Source organism: Mycoplasma sp. 4013 (assembly GCF_054353875.1).
In genome coordinates this window covers 1-15,959 of the sequence record NZ_JBTHHK010000015.1, presented here as the reverse complement: position 1 = coordinate 15,959, position 15,959 = coordinate 1, and the positions used below count along the sequence as shown (strand labels likewise).

Here is a 15,959-nt window from a genome sequence, read left to right as displayed (position 1 = left end):
ATATTAAGTGATAAAGGAATATGATGAGAGAAAAAGATATTTTAATGAAATTAGTAATGCCAAAATATTCAATAACATATAATCGCTTAGGAATTAATATTGGTAAGCATCCTGTAATATTTTTTAAAAATTATCAAGATAATGAATATTATTATGTTTCTGCTCGTAGTGCATCTGATTTTGATAATAAAAAGAGATTTAAATATAATTACGAAGTTGAAATAACTAATTCAAAGATGTTAAATAATAAAGTAAGCTATATTGATACAACACAAATTTTTCATATAAATAAACAAGATCTATATAAAGTTTTTGATAAAGATTCAGTAATATTTTTAAATACAAATTATTTTGATATTAATGATATCAAAAGTATTTATAATAAAATTTATCAAAACTTAACTAAAAATCCACCTTATGTTTCACTTAGTTATATAAATATCAACAAAAATAAAATTCATACACAAACTAAATATTCACATAAAGAGTTTTTATGAAGAAATTATTCTGAATTACAAATAAAACCAGATGGATATAAATATCTTAATTCTGCTAAATGACAAATAAACAAAATTCTAAATAATAACAATTATCCAGATACTATTTTAGAACTTGATGATTTAGCTGGTGGAATATACACAACATATACTGAAATAATTCAAAAACATCATTTATTTGAAAAGTTTAAATCTTTTTTAAAAAAGGATTATCCACAATTTCTTGAAGATAAAAAACTTGATTTTAACAAATATTCACCAAGGCAACTTGAACAAATTTATTTAGGTTTACAAGCATCAGTTGATGTTGATAAATATTTGGATTCAAAATGAGAATACGATCAAATGCAGCAAATTAGAATAGGTTTACAAGCAAAAATTGATATAAAAGACTATTATGATAATAATTTAGATGGATTAAAGATGCAGCAAATAAGAGAATGTATTTTTAATGAACTAGATATAAAGAATAAATATAAAAATTATTGAGCAGATTCTGAAAATGATAGTAATTATGATATTAATAAAGCAGATATCGATGTAATTAACATATTTAATGAAAATTTTAATGACAAAATAAATATCGTTTTTAATGATATTCTCAATCCTAATATATCTTCATTAAATGAAGATGCGAAAGAGACTAAGAATGAAATAAATGTTAAAATTGTTAAAAATATAGATAAAGAAAGTAAATCAGATAATGATGAAAATTCAGATGTTGATAATAAACAAGAGAATGACTTAGTTATTGAAGAAGATAGCGGTATAGTTATGTAAGTTTTAAATTTCAATTGAAAATATTTCCTTAAAATAGATAAAAAAATAATAAATTCACTAAATCTTATATATAAAATTTTGATATAATAATAATATCGTGTATATAAAATAATTCGATATATTTATATAAATAAATGGAGTAAAATGAAAATCAAAAAGAAATTAATATCGCTTTTACTAATTTCATCTAGTGTCACAGCAGTAGCGACAACTGCAGTTGTTGCTTCTTATATTTCGGTAAAGAATGTTCCAGTTAAAACTCAATCAATGCATATGTCATTAGCACCATTAAAATATTTTGATGGTGATAATGAAGTTAAAACAAATGAATCAGATAAGAAAACCAATTCAGATAATAAAAATTCATCAAAACAGGAAACAAAAGAGTTACAAGAAGCAAAAGATGGATACAAACAACTTATAGCGTCAATTTTAACTAACGAAAATAGCATTTTCACTGATGAATCTTTTAATCAATATAAAAAAATAGTAGATGATGAGAAGAAAATTCTTGATGAAAAACTTGACAAAAAAGAAATTACTGTTTTTGATGTAAGACTAGCAAATTCAAAAATTATTCATTATAAGTATCAATTAGTGATAAATGATGCAAAATTAGATGATGTTTATAAAATCATAACAGATTTAACAACAAAAATAAAAAATGATGGTGCCGCAGAAGTTCAAGCAGAAATTGATAAAAAAGTAGCAGACTTTAAAAAATCTTATGCAGATGCAAAAGATAATAATCAAAAAACAGAACAATTAACTAAATTAACTGAAATTTTCCTTGATGCAACATTGATTCAACCTGCTATTAAAGATCTTAACACCACTAATATTAATTCACTTAAATTAGAAATTGAAAACACCTGAAAAGAAAATGCATTTTTCACTGTGGATTCATTTAAACAGTTTTCAGATGAAAAAACAAAACTTATAAATCAACTGCAAGATTTATTAACTAATGGTACATCAATTACACAAGCGCAAGAAGATCAAGTTAATTCAGATTTAAAAAATTCAATTAATAAGTTAGTTATAGAATCATCTAAATTATCAGATGCAGAGAATAAATTAAAAGAACTTATAAGCAAGTTACCTAATGAAAAAGATAAAAATACCAAAAAATCAGTTCAAGATGTTGCAAATGAAAAATTAGCAGAAATCAATAATGCTAAAACAGGTGAAACATTACCATCTGATAAATTACAAGATTTATCTACATTGTTTATAAATGTCTGAAGTCAAATAAATAACCAAGAACTGATACAAAACTTTAAAGAGAAATTAAATCGTGAAATTAAAAAAATAAGCGACAACGATGAAGTCCAAGTTCTTTCAAATGAAGTGCAAAAAGCAGCGACAATAGAAGATCTTAAAAAGGTACAACTAAAGATAACCGAAAAAATAGCAACTCAAAAAGAAGTGATTGAAGAACCAGAATCTAAATCTACTACAGCAGCTATAATTATTACATCGATTGTAATTGGTATTCTAGCAGTTGTTGGAGTTGTTATTTCATGAATTGCTGCTCCTCGCAAAGAAAAGAATAAAGATTCAAAAACCCAAGAGCAAGAACAAAAAGCAGAAAATTAATTTCTGTTTTTTGATATTTAATTAGTTAACTGATTTTATAAATTATAAGAATATATTGTTTCTAAAACTATATCCGTAGAAACAAATATTAACAAAGATTAGCGAATGATTCCAAGATCATATTGATTAATCAAAGACTTAATTAATATGATAAATCAATATTTTATAAATATACTTAGATAATTATAAAATTATATTTCTTTATTAATTGTTGAAAAATTTCCGTGTATAATGAAATATTGTTCAAATTTCTCTGGAGGGGAGGGATTCTATAAACACAATTAAATAAAACACTGAATCAATAATGTTGATATAAGTTGCACAAGATTTTCTTATCTGTTTTTATATATTTAAATAAGATAGTTATAATATATTTATGGTTAAATAATGGAAAAATTTTCATTTATTTATCGTAAATTACAAATAAAAATATATAATTATAGAGCAAAGAATTTATTTAGTGTTTATCTTGTTTATACTTTTCATTAATAAGTAATTTAATCAAAGTAATTTTTCATTTTTAATTTTTATATTTATAACACTAAATTTATTATGCAAATAAAGATATAAAGTGAAATTTATATCTTTATTCTTATATCTTAATTTTAAGAAAGGTTTAAATGAAAAAAAGACACCAGAAAATTTTTCTTTTATTATCAGGGATTACTTCATCAACGGTAATATTAGTTACTGCATGTTCTAATCAAACTGATAATAAACCAAAGCAAGTAATTATAAATCCAAAATTAATTAATTTATCAACATTACAAACAACATCAAAATCAGCAAAAATAAAAGCCATAATTGATTCAAGCAAACCTGAATATAATAATGCAACGGATTTTAAAATAACATTTAATAACACTTCTTATATAGCTTTTGAGATAAAAACATCTAATAACCAAAAAGAAATTACATTTAACTTAAATGATTTAAATCCTGCTACTATCTATACATTTATAAAATTAGAATTTAAAAATAGTGTTTTAAATTCAGATGTCAATAATTTTTCTTTTACAACTACACAACAAAGTGATTTGACACCACCAAAAAAAAATGAACCTGATCCTGAAAGTGAAAAATCTCAACCTATTGACAAACAAGAATCATATAAAATCGAATCTGTTCAAACATCTAATGTTCATACAACATCTGCTATATTAAAAATTAAGATTCACACATCATCTGATATTTTAAATGCAAGTAATTTTATATTAACATTAAATAATCAAAACTACACTTCTTCGTCATTCAACAAACAAACAAAAGAAGTAACTTTTGAATTAGACAACCTAAACATAAATACAACATATAAGTTAAATAAATTGTTAATAAATGATAAAGAATTTCCATCATTTGATTTTAGTTTTAAGACAAAAGCAGAAAATGTAGTTGAATCATTACAAGCAAGTTCGATTAGTCACAACAGTTTATCAATCACATTCTCTTTGACAGATAATAATTTAGATGTCACACAATTAAATGTAGAAGTAAGCGATTACAGTCAACCTATTTTAGTTTCATTTAATCAAGAAACTCAAAGTTACAATTTTACTTTAACTAATTTAACCCCACAAAAATCATATACTATCAATTCTATAAGTTATCAAGGTAAGACATTATCAATAAAATCCTTGAATCACACCTTTACAACCACTTCTAATGCATTGCAAGTTAATCAAGCACATTTGGTATCAAAAAGCAAAAATACTGCTGCAATCGAGTTTAATTTAAACCGCGATATAACAGACAATGAATTAGCATCATTATCGGTAGATTTAACAAACAACGATATAACAACCAAACATAATAAATTTAAATATTTATCAAACCATAAGATATTGCTTCAAATAGATTCACTAAAACCACAGACAACTTATAAACTAACTAAATTAACTTTAAATAACAATGATATAGCATTAAACCAAGAAAACCAACTTTCTTTTACAACATCAAAAGAAGTTACTACTGATTCATTTGCAATTAGCAAAATAGCTTATAAAGATATCACTGCTACTTCTGCTACAGTGCATATTGACTTTAGTTCAAACGATCTTTTAAATGAAAACCATCATGAATTTGAAGTAAATTTAGATAATAAAGTTTATAAATTTAGTGATTATAATCCATCTGAATCATATGTTGAAATTGTGCTTGATAATCTTGATTTTCATACTAAGTATTTTGTAAATTCAGTTACACTAAATGATAAAACTTTAACATTACCAACTGATGAATCACAAAAATCATTTACCACCTTGGACTGAAATCGTCCGGTAATATTAAATAGTTTAGGATATACTTTTGAAGATAAAGTTTCAGCTGATTCATCTGATGTGATGTCATTAGATTTTGGTGTTATTGATTTATTTCCACTTCATCGATCTCAGTATTTCTTTACAGCAGAATTTACTGATGAAAGTGCAAATAAAGACTACAATTTAGATTTTTTTGCTACACCTAAGGAAAATAATAACAATCAATTAAGTTTAGATAATATTCGCATCTTTGTTAAAAATAATCCTGATGAAGCTGATGAAGGACATTATTATGATTTAGAACCAAATAAAACATATAAACTCAAAGCATTAAAATTAACTAATGGTGATGGACAAAGTGAACACGGAACACTTACTTTTACTTTAAAACAAGGTGCTTCATTTATCATTGATACACATATTAACACCACCAGATATCAAAATGTTGAAATAACTAATACTAATAATAATTTAAATGTTTCACTTAGTTTATCAGCCGATTCAAGTGATCCTGTTTCAGTTGATATAAAAAGTGATTTTGGTGGTTTATGAAATATAAATTTAACTAAAACAAATGATAAATATACAGGAAGCTTACAGATTAATAATTTTCCGTCTGGAACATACAGCATCGCAAGAGTATATTTAAATTCAAAACCTATTTTTGTAAATAAAAATAATAAAGGTAACGATACATTAAGAATTGATGCAAGTAAACCAACAACAAATAATATAAATACAATAAACTATTCATATGATAAATTTAATTATCAACATAATATTATTTTAGATTTACAAAGTAATAACACTGTTAATACATTTGTCTATAAACAGTCTCCAAATATTGTTATACAAAAAAATGACTCGGAAGATTTTATTAATTTAAATAGTATATGAAATCCGAATACTAATAAATTAGAAATAAAAACTTTAAATTTAGATTTTGCAACAACTTATAAAGTTATCGGAATTGGTAGTGTACATATTAACGAAAATAAGTCATTTACAACTATAGCTAAACCTACTACAAAAGCACAGCTTAGTGTTGATGAGTTAAACAGTTTAATTAATTCAATCAATCACTTAACATTAAAAAAACGTTGATGAGCATCTGGTATTAAAAAAGCTTTATTAGCAGATAAAGATTTATTTAAATACTTTAATTTTTCAAATAAAAATGGATTCGATAATGAAATAACATTTAATTTTGATGAAAGTAAATTTAGTAATCTAAATGAATTAAATGGTACATTATCGCTGACTTTGAAATTAAGTAGTGGAAATAATCATTCAATTGAAAAAACTTTTAAAATTGAAAATCTATACTCAAAAGCTTGAATTATTGCTAATAAAACTAACACATTATTATTCGATCCATTAGTACATATCTCAAAAACAGGTATTAAAAAATCCACCAAGGACTTTGATGATGCATATAAAGATGCTAAATATAGTAACATTGATGATTTAGATTCATCTTTTGGAAAACCTGCTATTATCGTTGATCTAAACGATGCATCGCTACAAAACTTTATTGATATCGATGATGGACTAAAAAGTTATGATCCAAGTGTTTTTAAAGCATATTTTGTTAAATATAAGGATGATGAAAATGTCTATAAACCATATAAAACCACTGCATATGCTCCATTAGGTATGATTCAATATAAAATAATGTTTTGATTCAATCCAACTAATGCTGAAGATAAATATACTAACCAAATTACACCTTTGTGATTAGTCGGATTTAATAATTATACTAACAAAGATGCAAAAGATTGATATACATATTTATCAAGGCAAGCAAAATTATATGCATCAGCAGATTATTTAACTGTTAATTCTTCATATGGTCTTAAATCAACTGCAACCGAGAGTGCTGAGCAAATGGTTGCATCGATAAATAATAAAGCAAATTCTCAAGAAAAAGTAGATTATCTTGATAAATATACTAATTTAATCAAGTTTATTAATGATAATTATAATGTTATAAAAGATGCCTATAATCCAGCTGTAGCACGCAGTTATTATCAAATTGAAATTATAAATGCATCAAAAATTGAATATGGTAAAAACAAGTTTGTAGATATTACTTTTGCATTAAAACCAATATATTTGGGTGCAAGTGATGCATATAAAGCAAAAACAGATGTTATAGCAAAAAATGTTATCCATATCCAATTACTTAACAATAATTAAAAAATATCCCAAAAAAACAAGTTTTTCGGGATATTTTTAATCCTTAATTAAGGTTAAATTAATGGAATACTCACCTAAAAGTTGTCCATCTTTAGCTAGTGTATAAGTGAATTCAAATAAATCATCAGCAAAGTTTTTATAAAACCAATTTGATACTAGTTCGATTGCTTGGTTGCGTCAATTATAACCTTCAAGATCTAATAAAAACTTAAATTCTTTTTGGTATTTTAAATATACGGTTGTAGCACCTGCATAAATATTGATATTGGTTTCTGATATTTCGATTCGATTTCGAATTCCTTGTGAAGGTTCGCTGAATGTTAAAATATGATAACCATCATCAAATTCATAATCTAACACAGAAATAAAATCAATATCTTTTGATTCACCATTTTGTTTTGTTGTTGATTTAAAATTAATTTTCATATTTTTTTAATGCATCCTTGATAAATTCTGGTCCATATAAATATATTGCTTTTGCTAGTTCAGGACCATGTTGTTGCGATGTAGTTGCAAGACGTATGGGCATAAAAAGATTTTTACCTTTAATGTTTAAGTTCTTTGAAGTGGTATTGATTGCATCTTGAATATTTTCGATACTAAAGTTATTAAAGTTTATATGATTTTTAAATTCATTGATAACTTTATTTTCGTTATCATTAAATTCAAAGTGCTTATCAACAGGATTAAGATAAAGCATTAAATTTTGATTCATTTCAGAATATGTGATAACACTTTGCTTAAATGTATCGATAAATAAATTAATTCATTCTAAACTTTTATTACTATTACCAAGCGATAAATGTTTTAAGATCTCATTGTTATCTTGATTTTTCATATATTGTTTTGAAAATCAATTCATTTTCAAAATATCGAATTTTGATGGACTTTTGCTTAAACGATTTGGATCGAATTTTATAATATTTTCATAATGCGACATCATTTCACTAGCATCTGCTGCAGTTCAACCTAATAATGATAAAAAGTTAAATATTGCTTGAGGTAAATATCCTTCATTTTTATAATCTTCTATAAACTGTTTTAATGATGTATCACGCTTAGAGAGTTTTTTACCTTCCATATTAGTAATAATGGTAAGATGTCCAAATTCAGGCATATTTCAGTTAAGCATTTGATATAAAGCAATTTGTTTTGGTGTGTTTCCGATATGCTCTTCACCTCTTAAAATATGTGTAATCTGCATATCATAATCATCGATTACTACTGCAAAGTTATAAGTAGGATATCCATCAGATTTGATAATTACTCAATCACCAATTTCATCTGAGTTAAAACTTATTTGTCCACGTACTATATCATTTCATTGATAAACTTGATTTTTTGGCATCGCTAACCGAATCGAATAAGCACCATTTTGATCACGAATTTGTTTTTCTGCATCGGAGATTTTTAATCAATTGCGATTATAACGAAAACTAGGAATACCTTTTGCATCGCTTTCTTGCTTTTGTGCTTCTAATTCTTCGGTTGTATCATATGCTTTATAAGCAAATCCTAGTTCTAACAACATATTTGCAACTTGTTGGTAGCGACCTAGTTTTTCGCTTTGTCGATATTGGCCATATTTTGGGTTTGGTTTTAAAGGTGATTCGTCAGGTATGATACCTAATCAAGCCAAATTATCTATCTGTGATGCTTCACCACCGATAACATTGCGTTTGACATCTGTATCTTCAAGACGGAAGATAAATGTTCCATTATAATGTTTTGCAAATAAATAGTTAAATAAAGCTGTTCGAGCTCCTCCGATATGTAAATAACCGGTAGGACTTGGTGCATAACGTGTTCTAACTTTTTGCATTTACATTATCCTTGAATGCATGATCTGAGTATGCAGAATTTACTCCTTTATCAAAAAGGTGTGTTTTGTAATTTGTTCCATAAAGTTTTTCAAGAGCTTGCTTAAAGGAATTATTTTGATCTTTACCTCCACCATAAATAACATCATATTGAGGGGTGTTGTAATCACCAAATGCTCCATCGTAGTTAACACCCGATGAACGCAATGCTGTAGCAATAGTAACCCTTGAGACAAAGAATACTGAATCAACTAAAGCAACTAATTCGTTTTTCTTAGTTCTAACACCAGTCCCGGATGCACCACCACCGACATTAAAGTCTCTTATCGCATATGATAGTCCTGAATGGTAGTATTCTTTTCTATCATCTTTGGATGTAAATAGATTTGGTTTATTATCACCATAAGATAAAAACGGAAGTGCTAAAAAGCGATCAAAGACACCTTTGCGGTTCTTAAATTCAGAAAGTACATTTGAATGTGATAAAAATCCACCACGTTGTGCTCTTGGATTATTTGCTAAATCTGTTGAACTTTTTCCGTATAAAGAACGGTTGGCATTAGTTCATAATGAATATGAATAAGGTGCACTAGTTATTAAATCTTTATTTGTATATTGTTCATCACCTTCTTGTAAAAAGAAGTCAACAAGACCTTGTGATTTAGTTTGTGTTGCTGGAAAACCAACAAGGTAAAGTAAGTTGTAATCAGAAACAGGTTTTTTCTTGTGATCATCAATTTGACGTTTAATAATTGGCCCATCTACACTATCATAACCACTTTGTGATAAGTAATCAAAAGTAGGAAATGATACTTTATTTGTATTGTTTACATAATCATTTGACATATCCTTAGCAAATTGTTCTTTGGTTTTTCCATTTAGCAAGTTTTCAGGTAATTTATCAACATCTACTTCAAAGATAGCAAAATCTAAAAATTCTTTTGCATTTTGAGCATTAGTTGCAACTGATGTAGGGTCAAATTTAAAGAAGTCGCGACCATCTAAAATAACCTTAACTGAATTTTTATCAAAGCTAAAATTTGAAAAATGCTGATCAAAAGGAATGGTTTTTAACTGATTACCAATATAACTACCATTATTATTTAAACGAGTTAATCCTAAGGTAAAATCAGGTAAAGAACTTATACCATTTACCACGTGGTAGTTAGTGATAAAGTAGAATTTGGTTGGATAACTTTGGCCTTCTTTGATTTCATAATCAATTATTGATGCAGTTCCTGCTTCAGTTTCTTGTTTTTTTGGATATCCAGCTAATTGGTTGAAATCAGTTGGTTTATTTTTGCTAATATAATCTTTAACTTTTTGTTTTACGGTTGGATCTAAACCGACTGTTTCATCTAATTTTTTGTAAATTTTATCATATTCAGATTTTAATCAGTTTGTATATATAACTGCATCTTTTTCATTCCCGTTATTATCCTTTTCGTTTCCGTAGTCTGCTACAAGTTGCTTTTCGGTATCATCTTGAATAAGTTTTCAAACACCACGGTTACCATTCGATTTGTTTCATCTGTCTAATAATTTTGTTTTAGTATCTGAATCTTTAAGTTTATTTATCAAGTTTCCTAAATCTATATTATTTGTTAATGCAGTGGTTAAAAGGTTTTGTTGATTTTCATCTTTAGTAAATAAAAAATGATTAATACTTACATGATAAGATTGTTTGGTAAAATCTGAATATTGTTGGTTAGTGATAGTTCGTGCGACTCCTGTATTATTTTCTGGATTATTAATAGCATCAGTTCAGTTAGCAGCCACACGAGGACCGATATTAGAAAGTTGTAGTTTCAATTTACCTTGATCATTGACCGCAATTGAATATCCCTTGATTCTTAATTCATCATAATTTGGCATATCCAGTTTTTTTAATTTTGCATCAATTTCTTGTTTTTGTTGCGAAGTTAAATTACTTGTAAGAGTCGAATCTGCGCTAAGGTATCTGTTTTTAATTAAATTTCAATCATAATCAAATTGTTGATCTTGATTCATATTAATAAAGTAGTTTACTTGGTCATTTTCACTAACATTTTTGGTTTGATCAAAGTTAAATTCTTCTTTTTTCTTAAATCCATCAATAGTAAAACTTTTATAAACATCAGCATCTTTACCAAAAGCCATAAATATAGTTATTTTACCATTAGCATCATCTACTTTGGTATTTGTTATGGTAAATTGAGGAATTTCATTTTCTTTAGCAGATAATTTTAAAATAAGTTTTCCTGGTTCACCAATAGCAATAGCATCCTTTGTCACATCGACATTTGAAGCATATACATCTGACTTATTTCCTGAAAGATCGACATTAAATAAATCATTTAAAGAAGATTTTTCAACTTTTTGTTGTAATTCATTTTTTGTAAGTGTATTACCAGGATTTTGTGGATTTGTTCCAGGATTAGTTCCTTGATTTCCAGAACCAGGATTATCAGGATTTTCCTTTTTATTTTCACCTTCATTTGCATTTGAATCGGTTTTTGTTCCACATGCAACAGCAGATATAGCCACAAAAGAAGTGGTAGCATTAAAAAGCAAGAATTTAGATAAAAACTTGGATTTTTTTATTTTTAATGGCATAATTTCTCCTTATTATGTTAATATAAGATAATTTGAATAAATTTTACTACTTTAAATTTCAAAAAAAATATTTTTAACATTTGCAAAAGTAATAAAATATTTTTAAATAAATCATTGATATTATACTAAATATAAAAAATTACTTAAAGTGTTATAATATTAATATAAGGAGATATATTATGAAACGGACCTGAAAAATTAGTTTAATTGCTCTTTCTTCTATTGTGATAACCTCAGCTGCATCTGGGGTGTTTGCTAATATTGTTGCAACTGCTGCTGATAACAGTTATCACTCATTTACTGTTAGTGATCAACAAACCTTTGATACTCGCAGTAACCTTATTTTAGAAGGAAGTAAGACTTCAAAGGATTATAACCTAAAACAAAAAGATCCAGAAACAGTCATAACTCCTGAAAAAGAAGAAATCAAAACTATTCCTTCGGATGTACATCAAGAAGATATTATTAAAGTACAACCAAAACCACAAGAGCCTCCAAAAAAAGAAGAAATCAAAAAACCTGAGGAACCTAACCCACCACAACTTACTAATGAACCGATTAGTAAACCTGGTACATCAGAAAAAGTTACAGAAACTCCACCACCTACTATCGAACAGCCAAAAGTAGTTGAACCACCTAAGGTTATTGAAACTCCTAAACCTATAGAAAAGAAACCGGAAATTATCCCACCACAACAAGTTATACAACCTGTACAACCTGTTGAAAAACCACAACAACCAAAAACAGTTACTAAAACTGTGCAAACAGATGTAGGTAATATTCAAGTTACTGTTGAAGATGTTCCTCCACGTGTAGATAAACGTAGCGATCAAGAAAAAGGAATCACAAATCGTATACCATATCGTGCTGAATTAGTTCCTGATTTAAAAGATGTTAAACTTAATGCTGAAAACTATGCGCAAACAGTTTCAAATGGAGAAGCATCATTGAAAGCCTTTAGTAATCTTTGAGCAGGTGTTCCAGGAAAACCTGGTCCACTTCAAGAATACTATAAAGACTTATATATTTCTAGAGGTCATGATGAATTGCAAAATTATTTAAATAATAGTCCTAATGATTTAAATTTAATTTTACAATTATATGATAAATATCGTAATGTAATTGAGGCTGGTAATGCTAAGAAATTTATGTATGATTCAGTTCAAAATAAATATGATGAATGATTTAGCCGTACCGATACTTTAGAATATATCCCACCAGTTCGTGGTTATGGAAAAGAGTATTTAAAAGTAGGGTGATTATGAATTGCAATGAATATGGACCCAAGTAAGTTTAAAGAATTATCACAAAACCTTAAAAATGAACTTGCAAAAGGATTTTATATCAGTAAAGATGAAAGAAATGTTTATGTAAATGATAAAGGTGAACTAGATTCATATGCAGTAAGTCCAATTTTCAATTCAGTTGTTGCTGAAATGAAACGAAATAATGCTGAAAAGCGAGCTTTAGGATATGATACACAATGAACTCGTAGTCCTGATGACATTGCCCGTGGTAATTATCCTGGGTGAAGAAAATATGATGGTGATATGTCATATAAATACCATAAATATGGTTTTGAAAGTGGTGATGGAATTTCAGTAACTGAATATAACAAAGAATCATCGAATACTGCAAATCCTAATGGGCCTAAAAAAGCATTTATAATGACTGCTGATTTAGCTAATGAAAAAGCATTTGCTAAAATAACCAATGTTATTAAAAATATGGTAGCTGCAAATGATATTCCGCTGGGAATTAGAATATTAAACATCGGTAAATATGATGATGCTCAAAATATTAGAAGTTTATTATCAGTGTTGCCTAAACATTTACCTTTATTAGAATTATATTTTGATAGCTTTAACACATCTGCTCTTGAAGCTATTTCTGATAAAAATATTGATGAACTTGGTTTATACACCAGCTTAAATTCACTTGATGAAAGATGATCAATTAATCCATGAGCGCTAAGAAATGTAGCTTGAGTAAATACCTTAGACTATAATGTAAGTTCCGATTATAATCGATATGAAAAAATTACTACTAGAATTACTTTTAATTCACTTGCTTTTGATGAAGATGACTGACATGGTGAAAATGATATGACAACAATTAATAATGGATTACGTATGGCATATGTAACCAGAAATAATGAACGTATTTTCCAGGGTGCATTTGGTCCAGGGTTGAAGCCGGATCGTAATGCATTCGGAAACTCATATCCAACTGGTTTAGATTTATCTCGAATTAAAGAGGCAAAAGGACTTAAAAATATGATTTTCTATGATGAAGATCACGGTTATTCAACCTTACGTAAATTAACCAGAATTGTTTTATATAATAATTCCGATACATGAGAAACTGATACTGATAATATGAATAAAGCACAATTTGCTATGGTTTTAGCAAAAGATATCCCGATGCCTCGCTCTAAAATTATTTTTTCAAATGGCAAAGGAACCAAGAATATTTTACTTAAACCAAAAATACCAGGTGCGACTTTAGATGGAACTGGTTTAGCTAACTTATCAACATTGATTGCTTATAGCGATGGAACTTTCTTTAAAGAAACAACTAAAATCTTTGTTCCAAATGACGCAACCAATTTATATAATCAATTAAAGGCAAATGGATATAATGTTGACTATCAATCAAATGATATACAAGAAATATAAAAATAATACCTAAAAAGGTATTATTTTATTTCTTTATAATTTGATTCGTCAATGAATTTATCACCCGATAATTCCTTACGTTTTTCTCGCATCTGTTCTCATGATAAACTTGGATCTGCAAATTCTTTAAAATCTAATCCTGATTCTAAGGCAAGCCGTATTTCTTCCATCTGTCAAGCATCAAAAAGACCACTAGAATATAAACTGGTATCAACTCCACTTTCTAAACCAAGACGTATTTCCTGCAATTGCCCATGACAATACGAATCTAAATCATTATTTCGTAATTCGACATAATCTGGAAATTGATTAACTAACAACTCTTGTTCGCGACTACGACCTTGATATTCAAATAATGCTTCTTGGTATTCCCTTTTAATTCAAATTAATAAGTTTTGTAGTTCTTTAAGTGTTTGTGGGTCCTTGTTACGTTTTTTTTCGATTTCAAGCAATAAAGTTTTCTTAGCTTCGCGTTGTTTTGATGTTAAAGTTGCATCATCACGCACTCAATCATAATCACGCTTTAAAAAGTTATCACAAGCATATAATGTCTTAGCACGCACTTGATTTTTTTTATCAATATATACATGCGAAAGCGATACAAGTGGTCGATTTTTACTTAAATTATCAATTATCCCTTTATATAACTCATGAATTTGTTCGATGTTAAAAAAATCTGTTTCTAAATAATAAATTGATTCTTCATCAAAAACTTCATGCAGATCATGGTCACTTATTTTATAAATTTCAGATGTATCTATAAAGCTATCATGGATAAATAAACCAGTTTTTGCTTTAGGAACCTTGATTTCATATTCCAATTTAGCCCGCTTATGATGAAATTTGTTTTTGGCACTTCGCGCTTTAACGTAGTAATAAACATCTTTATAAATATCTAAAAAAACTACAATTGGATGTACACCAAAATTATTTTCAAGTCGATCAAAGGTAACTGATTCATATGGTTTGAAAGGTTTTAATGGTTCAAAATGTTTTTGTATTTTATCTTTTTGTTCTGACATATTAACTCCTTTAATAAAATTATAAAACATTAAAATAAAGCAAAAACAAATTTTTAAATTTATATATAATAAAATAAAGGGGTAAAATGATTGATAATAAATTAACTTATATCACACTGTTTTCATCAGCAGGAGTTGGTTGTTTCGGGTTTAAAAAGCAAGGATATGAATGCATCGCTACAAACGAATTGCTTGATAAACGTTTAAATATACAACGAATAAATAATAAATGTAAATATCAAAGTGGTTACTTATTAGGTGATATTAAAGAAAATTATGAAAATTTATATAATGAGATACAAAGATGACATTTACTTGGCAATGATGTTGTTGATGTAATTATTGCTACTCCCCCGTGTCAAGGGATGAGTGTTGCAAATCATAAAAAGAATAACAATGATATAAACCGAAATAGTTTAATCGTAGAAAGTATAAAATTAATAAAAAATATTCAACTAAACAAGGACATAAAAATTAACAGAAAATTAACAGAAAATTAACATTGTATCAT

9 protein-coding genes are annotated in these 15,959 nt (G+C 27.1%); 5 read left to right on the top strand and 4 right to left on the bottom strand.

Going from position 1 to position 15,959, the window contains the following annotated elements; all coding sequences use genetic code 4:
* The first annotated feature begins 23 nt into the window (after positions 1-23).
* The 3 genes from ACXYRO_RS03925 (at position 24) to ACXYRO_RS03915 (ending at position 7,333) form a co-directional block, all read left to right on the top strand.
* The gene (locus ACXYRO_RS03925) at positions 24-1,277 is read left to right on the top strand and encodes an Mbov_0400 family ICE element protein (RefSeq protein WP_458614381.1); all 1,254 of its coding nucleotides are present in this window, start codon (positions 24-26) and stop codon (positions 1,275-1,277) included.
* A gap of 144 nt (positions 1,278-1,421) precedes the next feature.
* Positions 1,422-2,876 carry a hypothetical protein gene (locus tag ACXYRO_RS03920; RefSeq protein ID WP_458614380.1) on the top strand — a complete coding sequence of 485 codons (1,455 nt, stop codon included), beginning with the start codon at positions 1,422-1,424 and terminating at the stop codon, positions 2,874-2,876.
* Positions 2,877-3,496: 620 nt separating this feature from the next.
* Positions 3,497-7,333, top strand: coding sequence for a hypothetical protein (locus ACXYRO_RS03915; protein ID WP_458614379.1), 3,837 nt, complete (start codon positions 3,497-3,499; stop codon positions 7,331-7,333).
* 36 nt (positions 7,334-7,369) lie between these two features.
* Here ACXYRO_RS03915 and ACXYRO_RS03910 read toward each other — a convergent pair whose 3' ends face one another.
* From ACXYRO_RS03910 to mip, 3 genes are read right to left on the bottom strand one after another with little or no spacing between them, the layout of a single operon-like run.
* Positions 7,370-7,759 carry a hypothetical protein gene (locus ACXYRO_RS03910; protein ID WP_458607468.1) on the bottom strand — a complete coding sequence of 130 codons (390 nt, stop codon included), beginning with the start codon at positions 7,757-7,759 and terminating at the stop codon, positions 7,370-7,372.
* Positions 7,749-9,155, bottom strand: coding sequence for a glutamate--tRNA ligase (gene gltX / locus ACXYRO_RS03905; RefSeq protein WP_458614378.1), 1,407 nt, complete (start codon positions 9,153-9,155; stop codon positions 7,749-7,751). The genes ACXYRO_RS03910 and gltX overlap by 11 nt, the downstream gene beginning before the upstream one ends.
* Positions 9,142-11,748: an Ig-specific serine endopeptidase MIP gene (mip, locus tag ACXYRO_RS03900; protein ID WP_458614377.1), complete on the bottom strand. Its 2,607-nt coding sequence runs from the start codon at positions 11,746-11,748 to the stop codon at positions 9,142-9,144. The genes gltX and mip overlap by 14 nt, the downstream gene beginning before the upstream one ends.
* Positions 11,749-11,927: 179 nt before the next feature.
* Here mip and ACXYRO_RS03895 point away from each other — a divergent pair, with 179 nt between their 5' ends.
* Positions 11,928-14,426, top strand: coding sequence for a putative immunoglobulin-blocking virulence protein (locus ACXYRO_RS03895; protein ID WP_458614376.1), 2,499 nt, complete (start codon positions 11,928-11,930; stop codon positions 14,424-14,426).
* A gap of 20 nt (positions 14,427-14,446) precedes the next feature.
* On the opposite strand, the gene ACXYRO_RS03890 is transcribed toward ACXYRO_RS03895, so the two are convergent.
* Entirely contained in the window at positions 14,447-15,448 is a 1,002-nt protein-coding gene (locus ACXYRO_RS03890) for an Mbov_0400 family ICE element protein (RefSeq protein ID WP_458597366.1), read from the bottom strand.
* An 86-nt stretch (positions 15,449-15,534) separates the two neighbouring features.
* Between ACXYRO_RS03890 and ACXYRO_RS03885 the strand changes: the two genes are divergently transcribed.
* Positions 15,535-15,948: a DNA cytosine methyltransferase gene (locus ACXYRO_RS03885; protein WP_458614375.1), complete on the top strand. Its 414-nt coding sequence runs from the start codon at positions 15,535-15,537 to the stop codon at positions 15,946-15,948.
* Positions 15,949-15,959: the final 11 nt, after the last annotated feature.